A 10,831-nucleotide genomic window follows, 5' to 3' on the forward strand; every position below is an offset into this window, starting at 1 on the left:
ATGAGTCTTAGCTTACCCGGCAATGATTTGTATTATCTGTCACGTGATAATCTTCCCCCCGAAGAGTATGAGCGCATAATAAGCGCGTATGCTGCATGGTCGCGTATCTGTCGTGAGTATGAATTTGATGACCGTAATAATAATGGTCGTTACATTATTAATATGCGTGAAAGCAGTGCTGCCTCACATTTGCGGCCATCGCGTGGGGATCGGGAAAAAGACAAACTGGAAAAAATGGTCTTTTCCGGCGATATCGTCATGCTTAGCGACATTCATGGCCCTGCCCGGCTGTTTTATATTGATGACGACGGTAAGCTGGTTTGCACTGATCCACTTGGCTTTCGTTTTGATGGTGCGGAAAAGATTATCGCTGAATTCAATAACTCGGTGAGTCGAAAGGATTATAGTCGCTCTGGAGGAAAACCAAGGCCAACACAGGTTCAACGTTTGGTGCGCGCTTCTGTACCAGATTGGCCAGCACAGCAAGCCTTCCGTACTATTAATACCAAGGCTGCAGGGCGTCTGCTGGCTGCCGGCGGCGTTTATAACGGAAATGTTGAGGGTTATACAAAAACGGCCCAAGATTTAGGCGGCGATGCGAATAAAGGTTTTGAGCAGGTATTGAATAAGCAAACAGTCGGTGCTGCAATAGCGGCATCCTCTGTCTTGTTGGGTATGAAAAGTGTCAGATCAGTAAATATTCTTGATGAAACTGAAAAGTTACAAAAATCGCTCAAAGGTGCCGAAAGAGCTGCAAAATTCGCTAAGAATTGGCCTGAGGGTGAATTAAGTACGGCAGTGCACAAGTTTGCAGGCACTTCACCTATTGTAACCACAACGGATAAAGGAAAACGCATATATACTAACCCGGAAACAGGTATTCAGGTGGTAGAAGATATGAGCGGGAAGTACTTTAGGATCTATGACCCATCAATTGCGGGGAGAAGAGCATATTTAGATCTTGAAGGAAATATTCCTAATAACAAAGCGCTTGAGAATGGGAAGCTTACAGGCAGAAACCAAAGCGAGTATAACGAAATAACTCACTTTAAAATCAAAGGGGAATAAGAAATGAAATCAATTACCGTACCTGTGAGCACTGAGGCAATGAGTCGCCTTGATTTTGATGAGTGCGTGGAGGGTGATTTAATTGAAATGAACCTTGATGAGCCTGGGTTTGAAAAAATTTGGAATTCGGGTGTGTTTGATAAATTAAATGATTTCCTTGGAGTAAATATTGATATTTATGAAGATGAGTCTTTAATTGGAGTAGATACTTTAGTCAAAGCCAAGAACATACTTGAGAAAGGCTTTGACCATTCCGACCATTCTATTCAACAGTTATTATCCATGATTAATAAAGCTATAGAATATAAAACCGGAATATTCTTCTTTTTTTAGCAAAAGTAAACATTAGTTGGCTGGCTTATTTTGGCTTCATACATCAGCACGATAGACGGGAATACCACAAGAGATTACAACCGGATTGACATAGACCGGGCAATCAAGCCCGGTTTTAGAGTGCCCCTACCACGATAGATATTTTTTGTCCTCATGACGGGTATTTTAGACGGTTTTAAACTCCGCTTCTGCCTGACGGAAACGTTCTGTGATAGCGCTACTCGGTGCCGTGCCCAGTAAACTCACTACCACAATCGCGATACAGGCAAACACAAAACCAGGGATGATTTCGTATAAATCTAACCAGGCATATTGCTTCCAGACAATCACGGTAATCGCGCCGATCAGCATCCCCGCGAGCGCACCGTTGCGGGTCATCCGCGGCCACATAACTGAAATCAGAACCACTGGCCCAAATGCTGCACCGAAGCCCGCCCAGGCATAACTCACCAAACCAAGCACCCGGTTATCGGGGTCTGCTGCTAACGCGATGGCAATCAACGCCACTAGCAACACCATGGCACGGCCCACCCAGACTAATTCTTTCTGGCTGGCTTTTTTACGTAAGAACGCTTTGTACAAATCTTCGGTTAATGCACTGGAGCACACCAGTAACTGGCAGCTTAACGTACTCATTACCGCAGCCAGAATGGCCGACAGTAAAATACCCGCTATCCACGGATTGAACAGCAGCTTGGCTAATTCAATAAATACGCGTTCGCCATTTTGCGTCACACTTCCCGCATATTGTGGATTGTTCTCAAAGTAGGCAATGCCGAAGAACCCGACGGCAATAGTCCCCGCCAGACACAGGATCATCCAGGTCATACTAATGCGGCGAGCGCTGCGAATAGTACGATGGGAGTCTGCCGCCATAAAACGTGCCAGAATATGTGGCTGACCAAAATAGCCTAAACCCCAGCCGAGCAGAGAAAGGATAGCAACCAGATTCAGCCCTTTGAACATATCAATATTGGCAGGGTTTTTCGCCGCAATAACCATAATCGAAGTATCAATACCACCGACGGCTAAAATCACGATAATTGGCGTCAGGATCAGGGCAAAAATCATCAGTGTCGCCTGCACAGTGTCTGTCCAACTCACCGCCAGGAAACCACCAATAAAGGTATACGCAATGGTGGCGGCTGCACCGGCCCACAAGGCCGTGCCATAGCTCATCTCAAAGGTACTTTCGAATAACCGTGCACCGGCAACAATCCCGGAAGCACAATAAATCGTAAAGAAGACTAAAATCACCACGGCCGATATGACGCGCAGAAGTTTACTTTTATCTTCAAAACGGCTGGTGAAATAGTCCGGCAATGTCAGCGCATTATTATTCGCTTCAGTATGAACCCGTAAGCGGCCAGCCACCAATTTCCAGTTAAAATAAGCGCCAATGGTTAAACCGATGGCTATCCAACTCTCGGATATCCCCGACAGGAAAATCGCTCCCGGTAACCCCATTAATAACCAGCCACTCATATCGGAAGCACCGGCTGACAACGCTGTCACCACACTTCCTAAACTGCGGCCGCCCAAAATATAGTCATCAAAACTTTTGGTTGCACGATAGGCCACTAGCCCAATAAGTATCATCCCAAAAATATAAACTAAAAAAGTCACCAGCATTGGCGTGTTCATGGTCATGCAACATCTCCATAGTGCATATTATCGTTTTAATATATCTCGCTTTTTCCATGCTTACCGCGCAATACGGCATCATGCTTTATCTCTGGCTGGTCGGAACGTGACACTGAGTTGCACCAGAGATGAACGCTAAAATCTGAAATTGACTACCAACACAACTATTCGCTAGCCAATGACTAGCATGCGGTTGCTATCCTAGAGGAGTCTTTTCTTGACCCACAAGGTTTTAAACAATTTTTTTACAAAAAATTCACCCTGCATCACATTAAACACTGTCAGTAGTGACACCAAACATAAGAAAATGAGTTACACCTGAGGTTACTCCCCGAAAAACCCTGCCATTATTAGCGGTAAGCGCTTCACTACTTCATTTTTGAACATTGTTAATCTTTTGATCATTGTTAAAAACAAGACTGAATTCACACTTCGATTACGCACCTGATTTAACACGGTTGCACAAAGTTGCAACATGCCTGATATTGTCTGAAATAAAATCATATACCCTAAATAATTTGAGTTGCAGGAAGGCGGCAAGTGCAAGAACCCTGATGAGCTTACATAAGTAAGTGATTCAGGTTATTAAACGTAGCCAACGCACCTGGAGCTCGAAGAATGACGGGTATAACTCCCCTTAATTCAGGAGCCAGATAGTATGGGTAGCACCACCATGGGCGTGAAACTCGATGAAGCGACACGTGACCGCATTAAGGCCGCCGCACAGCGTATTGACCGTACACCGCACTGGCTAATCAAACAGGCCATTTTTAACTATCTGGAACGGTTGGAAAATAACAGCGAATTACCAGAGCTTCCGACAACACCATTATCCTCCTCGTCGGAAACGGACGACATTATGCCGCAAGTCATTGAAAGTGTGCACCAACCTTTCTTAGATTTCGCCGAACAAGTGTTGCCACAATCGGTTAACCGCGCAGCCATAACAGCGGCCTATCGCCGCCCGGAAACCGAAGCTATTCCGATGTTATTGGAACAAGCGCGCTTACCCGAAGATTTGGCTCAGGCGACACATAAGCTCGCCTATTCCATTGCCGAAAAATTGCGGAATCAAAAAAGTGCCAATGGCCGTGCTGGTATCGTGCAAGGCTTGTTGCAAGAGTTTTCCCTCTCCTCTCAAGAGGGTGTGGCATTGATGTGCCTGGCAGAAGCGCTGCTGCGTATCCCTGATAAACCGACCCGTGACGCGCTGATCCGCGACAAAATCAGCAATGGCAACTGGCACTCCCATCTGGGGCGCAGCCCATCCATGTTCGTCAACGCGGCTACCTGGGGTTTATTGTTTACCGGCCATCTGGTTTCTACCCACAATGAAGCCAGGCTTTCCAGCTCATTGAACCGCATTATCGGTAAAGGAGGCGAGCCGCTGATCCGCAAGGGTGTGGATATGGCGATGCGCTTGATGGGCGAGCAATTTGTCACCGGCGAAACCATTGCCGAAGCCTTAGCCAATGCGCGCAAGTTAGAAGATAAAGGGTTCCGATACTCTTACGATATGCTGGGTGAGGCTGCATTGACGGAAGCAGATGCTCAGGCCTACTTACTCTCTTACCAGCAGGCTATTCATGCTATCGGCAAAGCGTCAAATGGCCGCGGTATTTATGAAGGGCCGGGGATTTCAATCAAACTTTCGGCTCTGCATCCGCGCTATAGCCGCGCTCAATATGAGCGGGTAATGGATGAGCTTTATCCGCGATTGTTATCGCTGACCTTACAAGCGCGTCAGTATGATATTGGCATTAACATTGATGCAGAAGAAGCAGATCGTCTGGAAATTTCACTCGATCTGCTGGAAAAACTCTGTTTTGAGCCAAAGTTGGCCGGTTGGAATGGCATCGGTTTTGTTATTCAGGCATACCAGAAACGTTGCCCATTCACCATTGATGCGGTGATTGATATGGCGCAGCGCAGCCGCCGTCGCTTGATGATCCGTTTGGTGAAAGGAGCCTATTGGGACAGTGAGATTAAACGCGCTCAAGTTGATGGTTTAGAAGGTTATCCGGTTTATACCCGTAAGGTTTATACCGATGTTTCTTATCTGGCCTGCGCGCGCAAATTACTGGCGGTTCCTAACCTGATTTACCCGCAATTTGCGACACATAACGCGCATACTTTATCGGCGATTTATCATCTTGCCGGACAGAACTACTATCCCGGCCAGTATGAGTTCCAATGTTTGCATGGCATGGGTGAACCACTGTATGAGCAAGTGGTCGGGAAAGTTGCCGATGGCAAACTTAACCGCCCATGCCGTATCTATGCACCAGTCGGCACCCATGAAACCTTACTAGCTTATCTGGTACGCCGCCTGTTGGAGAATGGCGCTAACACTTCATTTGTCAACCGGATTGCCGATGCCACTTTGCCGCTCGATGAATTAGTCGCGGATCCGGTCAGTGCAGTAGAGGCTATCGCCGCCAGCGAAGGCCAACTTGGTTTACCGCACCCCCGCATTCCATTACCGCGTGAGTTGTATGGCAAAGAACGCGCCAATTCCAGTGGTTTGGATCTGTCAAACGAGCACCGTTTGGCCTCACTGTCCAGTGCACTGCTGACCAGTGCCAGCCAAGTGTGGCGAGCAGAACCACTGATTGATGCCGAGCTTGATAGTGGCACAGCGCTGGGCAATAGCATGGAACACCCTGTTATCAACCCGGCAGAACCGGCTGATATTGTTGGTTATGTTCGTGAAGCAACAGAGGCCGAAGTCAGCCGCGCATTGGATGCCGCCGCCAGCGCTGGTGCGATTTGGTTTGCCACCCCGCCCGTTGAGCGAGCCGCAATTTTAGTGCGGGCCGCAGAATTGATGGAAAACCAGATGCAAACATTGATGGGGATACTGGTACGTGAAGCCGGTAAAACCTTCAACAATGCCATTGCAGAAGTGCGTGAAGCCGTTGATTTCCTACATTATTATGCAGGAATGGTGCGAGATAACTTCGCCAATGACAGCCATCGTCCACTCGGGCCAGTGGTTTGTATCAGTCCGTGGAACTTCCCGCTGGCCATATTCACTGGGCAAATTGCCGCGGCATTAGCTGCTGGTAATAGTGTGTTAGCAAAACCGGCTGAGCAAACGCCACTGGTTGCAGCACAGGCCGTGCGGATCCTACTGGAAGCGGGCATTCCGCAAGGTGTGCTGCAATTACTACCAGGCCAAGGTGATAGTGTCGGCGCTGCCTTGGTAAATGATACTCGCGTGCGCGGCGTGATGTTTACCGGTTCAACCGAAGTTGCGGCTATTTTACAGCGCAGCATCGCCGGTAGACTTGACCCGCAAGGCCGCCCAACCCCGCTGATTGCGGAAACCGGCGGCTTGAATGCCATGATCGTTGACTCATCTGCGCTCACTGAACAAGTGGTGACTGATGTCGTGGCGTCGGCCTTTGATAGCGCCGGTCAGCGCTGCTCGGCTTTACGTATTCTCTGCATTCAGGATGATGTGGCTGAACACACGTTACAAATGCTGCGTGGTGCCATGGCGGAATGCCGTATGGGTAACCCCGAGCGCCTGTCTACAGATATCGGGCCTGTAATCGATGCTGATGCCAAAGCCGGTATTGAGCGGCATATTCAAGCCATGCGCGCCAAAGGTCGCAAAGTGTATCAAGCCGCCCAAGCCAATAATCTGGATGAAAAAGAGTGGCAGCGCGGTACCTTTATCAAACCGACATTAATAGAGCTGGATAGCTTCGATGAACTGCAAAAAGAGGTCTTCGGCCCGGTTCTGCATGTGGTGCGCTTCCAGCGGCAAAATCTCGCTGCGTTGGTTGATCAAATAAATGCCTCTGGTTATGGCTTAACTTTGGGTATTCATACCCGTATTGATGAAACCATTGCTCAGGTCACTGAAAAAGCAAAAGTGGGTAATCTCTACGTTAACCGCAACATGGTCGGCGCGGTGGTTGGCGTACAACCTTTTGGTGGCGAAGGCTTATCAGGCACTGGTCCTAAAGCCGGTGGCCCGTTGTATTTGTATCGCCTTCTGTGTAGCCGTCCGGAAGATGCCGTGGTGAATACCCTCACCCATCATGACTGCGGGCAGCTACAGAATGTCTCAGGCCGAGAGGCACTGCAAACAGCCCACCATGCATTGACCAAATGGGCCGATGAACAGCAACAACCCGGTGTGGCGCAGTTGGCGCGGCGTTATGGCGAGCTGGCACAAGGTGGCACCGTGCGAGTGTTACCGGGGCCAACCGGCGAACGTAACACCTACGCGCTATTACCGCGTCAGCGTATCCTGTGTCTGGCGGATACCGAGGCGGATGCCCTGACACAGCTGGCGGCGGTATTGGCCGTGGGTAGCGAAGTTATCTGGCCGGATAGCACAGTACAAAATGACTTATTCCGCACATTACCGGCGGTTGTAAAATCACGGATTACGCTCACGAAAGATTGGCAAACAGCTCATATCGACTTTGATGGTGTTATCTATCATGGAGATGCTGATCAACTCCGCATTTTGTGTGAGCAGATAGCGCAAATTGATGGGCCGATTGTTTCGGTACAAGGCTTTGCCCGCGGCGAGACGAATATTCTGCTGGAGCGCTTGCTCATTGAGCACTCACTGAGTGTCAATACTGCGGCAGCCGGTGGGAATGCCAGCCTGATGACTATTGGTTAGCCTTTTCGCTGCATAAAAATCTGGCGGTTATATCTCAATGCGTTTTTATCCAACCAGGCCCTTCGGGGCCTTATTTTGTCTGTATGTCCCATCTTGATTTTGAGAATAGAGTTTTTACTAGTGAACGGCTAAAACATTCGAGTTTTGTTATAAACCGTTTACTAGGCTGCCTTTCTTTTCATTAACGCTGATTTTCATCATTTGAATTAGTTCGCAACCGTTATTAATTACTTCTGTAGCTAAGTTGGCGAATCACATGTACTCGACTACTCTTAAAGAGTATGGCTGAACAAGCCTACGTTAATGCCAACTTTTAGCGCACGGCTCTCTCCCAAGAGCCATTTCCCTAGACCGAATATAGGAATCGTATTCGGTCTCTTTTTATTTTTCTTTTAAAATCAATTTGATGCACAGTTTTGTTGCCAAATTTACTTTTGACACAACGTCATCGCACGCTGCTGGAAAGGTGCCAAACTCATCTTTTGACCAGGCTTCTCACTATCATCTAATAATAAAGTATCTAATGGTTTCGCGAGAACATGGCCTGCTTTCATTTGTTCAGTTGCCACATCATTGAGTGGATATTGCGCTAATGTACTGGGGTTTATCACAAACAAAGCACCGCCTGAGCGGCATTCCAACATCACCTCCTCTCGGGTAAATGCCCATTGTTTGCCAAATTCAAACTTACTGACAGTCACTATTTTCCCAGCAGCAAAAGCATTCACGGATAGTATCAGTAACGATAACGTCAGCACCAAACCTTTCATTTCAATCATCCTCAATTAACTGATTATTTTGATTTTCTCGCATACAGAGGAGTCGATGCAAGCTTAACGGCAATAACTATCGCGTATAACTTGTCACTATACCGGTGCCATCGTGGCAAAAATACTCACTAAAAGTAATACCGCAGCGCCAAGGATAATCTCGACACAGCTGTTAACCACTAACCAATAGTGGGCTTTTACTGGCAATTTGCGCAGCATGGGAACAATCAGATAGCGGTTAATGACCGCTACCACAATCATAAACAGTACCAATATTACCTTGCTAAGTAATAGCATCTGATAGACAGATGTCAGCGTTAAAGAAGTCTCACGCAATATAATAATGCTGTTAATCACCCCGGTCGCCAATACCAACGCGACTGCCAAATGCCCCCAAGTTGAAAACCGAATCAACGTCGTGATGGCTTCACGTTTAACATCATTCCGACCTGTATATGCAAGGCAAACCAGCAACGCGGGCAAACATCCCAACCAATAACCGGTACTGAGCAAATGTATAATTTGGTTAGTCTGGTGAATCCAGCCCAGTACGCCGCCATGCATTGCAGCGTGTCCAGTAAATGCCAGGCTAGCCAGTAGCAAGGTTGAGCAACCCACCATTAACTGATAGTAAAAACGGGTTGTGCCGAGTAATACTACCCACATACTCAATATGGATAAGCCGAGGTGCCATTGCCATATTTCACCAAAACGTGTACCCAATACCGCCCACCACACACTCAGCCTGTAGGTATCAGACCAGCCATCACCCATCATGCCAGCTTGAATAGCCAAAAGCCCAATAGCGGAAACTAGCCCCAGAAAGGTGCTGAAGATAAGAAGCGGCGATAAACGGTTTTTGAGTATCGAAGAAAAACGGTCTGGTGCGAGTAAGGCGGTGAAAATACTGATACCAAACATCAGCATCACCGCCAAAAAATGCAGAAAGCGACACAGAACGAATAGAGTCGCCAGTGACATATTATTTCACTGTGAAGCTGTAAGTGCCTTTGGTTTTATGACCATCAACAGACACTACATGCCATGAAACATTATATTTACCTGCTTTCAATGCACTATCGATCGGTAGAATTAATTGTGTGTTGTTGGCTGGATCCAATTTGAGTTCGCCAGTTTTCACCACATCATTATCAGGGCCTGTCACCTTCACGCCACTGAAATTTAATTCAATCCCTTCAGAGAAACCCAGTGTCACGGCTTCTGGCGCTGAACCGATGGTGGCATCAGCAGCAGGAGATTCAATTTTCAGATGCGCGTGAGCCAGAGCTTGTTGGCTGGATAACCCAACAAATAACACAATAAGTGCCGAAAGCATGCGGCAAGAAGAACGTACTTTGTGAATAAACATAATATCCCTTAGTCGATGGGGAGAAGAATCAATCTGCTACCAACCATATCCTATATTGGCAGCGCGAACCCCTATCACTTCCAGTCAATTGCACTACCTGTGAGGTAGGGCACAAAATAAAACGCCAAATTATGAGCGGCGATTGAAATATAACCAATAATTGAGCGGGAATTAACCTTCCCCTGCCCGTCACCTTTTATCATAAATGATAACGATTTGAATATAGCAAGACAAGAAACCATAACTAAACAATATGTTATTAGCACAAAACAATAAAATTAAGAGGAAATAGCCGCAGTGAGTATGGCGTATATACAATAAAAAACCGCAGTTTCTGGTTCCATTTAGCCATGGATAGAAACTGCGGCAAGTTCAAATCAAGCTCAAAGATTAGGCCTGAACATGGCTCTGTGCTGCCATTGTTTTCAAATCTTTATCGACGAAGAACAATGAATTGCCGCTGTTACCCACCAACGCCAGTTTATCCAGGATAGATTTGAACAGTTTTTCTTCTTCATGCTGTTCAGCCACATACCATTGCAGGAAATTGAATGTGGAGTAATCGTGTGTGGTCATTGCAACATGAGCAAGTTCATTAATTTGAGTCGTAATAAGTTGCTCGTGTTCGTAGGTCAGTTTGAATACATCTGCCAATGATGCAAAATCGACCGGCGGTGCACTGATAGTGCCTAATACCGGCATGGATCCTGTTCCGCTTAGGTATTCAAACAAACGCTGCATATGCTGCATCTCTTCTTGAGAATGCTCTTTTAAAAATGCAGCAGCTCCTTCAAAGCCTTTATCGCTGCACCAGGCACTCATCTGCAAATAAAGATTGGCAGAGTAAAATTCCAGATTCAGCTGCTCATTGAGCTTTTGTGCCATTTCTGTTTTCAACATAATAATTCCCTATTTTTTATAATGCAGGTAAGCAACGATTAACTTTTCGTATTATGCCAAGATAAAAACAAAATAAGAACACCCTATTCACATTAATAT

Annotated in this window: 8 protein-coding genes; 3 read left to right on the forward strand and 5 right to left on the reverse strand. The window is 46.8% G+C overall.

Annotated features, from left to right (window positions below):
• Window positions 1–1,068 (forward strand): hypothetical protein, encoded by a 1,068-nt coding sequence (locus HU019_RS19610; protein ID WP_174847467.1) that lies wholly within the window; start codon window positions 1–3, stop codon window positions 1,066–1,068.
• 3 nt (window positions 1,069–1,071) lie between these two features.
• The gene (locus tag HU019_RS19615; protein WP_174847466.1) at window positions 1,072–1,401 is read left to right on the forward strand and encodes a hypothetical protein; all 330 of its coding nucleotides are present in this window, start codon (window positions 1,072–1,074) and stop codon (window positions 1,399–1,401) included.
• Window positions 1,402–1,566: 165 nt separating this feature from the next.
• Here HU019_RS19615 and putP read toward each other — a convergent pair whose 3' ends face one another.
• Entirely contained in the window at window positions 1,567–3,051 is a 1,485-nt protein-coding gene (putP, locus tag HU019_RS19620; protein WP_174847465.1) for a sodium/proline symporter PutP, read from the reverse strand.
• Between the two features lie 652 nt (window positions 3,052–3,703).
• Here putP and putA point away from each other — a divergent pair.
• Window positions 3,704–7,693: a trifunctional transcriptional regulator/proline dehydrogenase/L-glutamate gamma-semialdehyde dehydrogenase gene (putA, locus tag HU019_RS19625; protein WP_174847464.1), complete on the forward strand. Its 3,990-nt coding sequence runs from the start codon at window positions 3,704–3,706 to the stop codon at window positions 7,691–7,693.
• Between the two features lie 428 nt (window positions 7,694–8,121).
• On the opposite strand, the gene HU019_RS19630 is transcribed toward putA, so the two are convergent.
• The 4 genes from HU019_RS19630 to ftnA all read right to left on the reverse strand — a co-directional run bounded on the left by HU019_RS19630 (window position 8,122) and on the right by ftnA (window position 10,732).
• Window positions 8,122–8,463: a YebY family protein gene (locus HU019_RS19630; protein ID WP_174847463.1), complete on the reverse strand. Its 342-nt coding sequence runs from the start codon at window positions 8,461–8,463 to the stop codon at window positions 8,122–8,124.
• Window positions 8,464–8,559: 96 nt separating this feature from the next.
• Complete coding sequence (gene copD / locus HU019_RS19635) at window positions 8,560–9,444, reverse strand: copper homeostasis membrane protein CopD (RefSeq protein WP_174847462.1); 885 nt, start codon at window positions 9,442–9,444, stop codon at window positions 8,560–8,562.
• Window position 9,445: 1 nt separating this feature from the next.
• The gene (gene yobA, locus HU019_RS19640) at window positions 9,446–9,832 is read right to left on the reverse strand and encodes a CopC domain-containing protein YobA (protein ID WP_005170441.1); all 387 of its coding nucleotides are present in this window, start codon (window positions 9,830–9,832) and stop codon (window positions 9,446–9,448) included.
• 390 nt (window positions 9,833–10,222) lie between these two features.
• Window positions 10,223–10,732 carry a non-heme ferritin gene (gene ftnA, locus HU019_RS19645; protein ID WP_050077481.1) on the reverse strand — a complete coding sequence of 170 codons (510 nt, stop codon included), beginning with the start codon at window positions 10,730–10,732 and terminating at the stop codon, window positions 10,223–10,225.
• Window positions 10,733–10,831: the final 99 nt, after the last annotated feature.

This window comes from Yersinia artesiana, assembly GCF_902726545.1.
GTDB lineage: Bacteria > Pseudomonadota > Gammaproteobacteria > Enterobacterales > Enterobacteriaceae > Yersinia > Yersinia artesiana.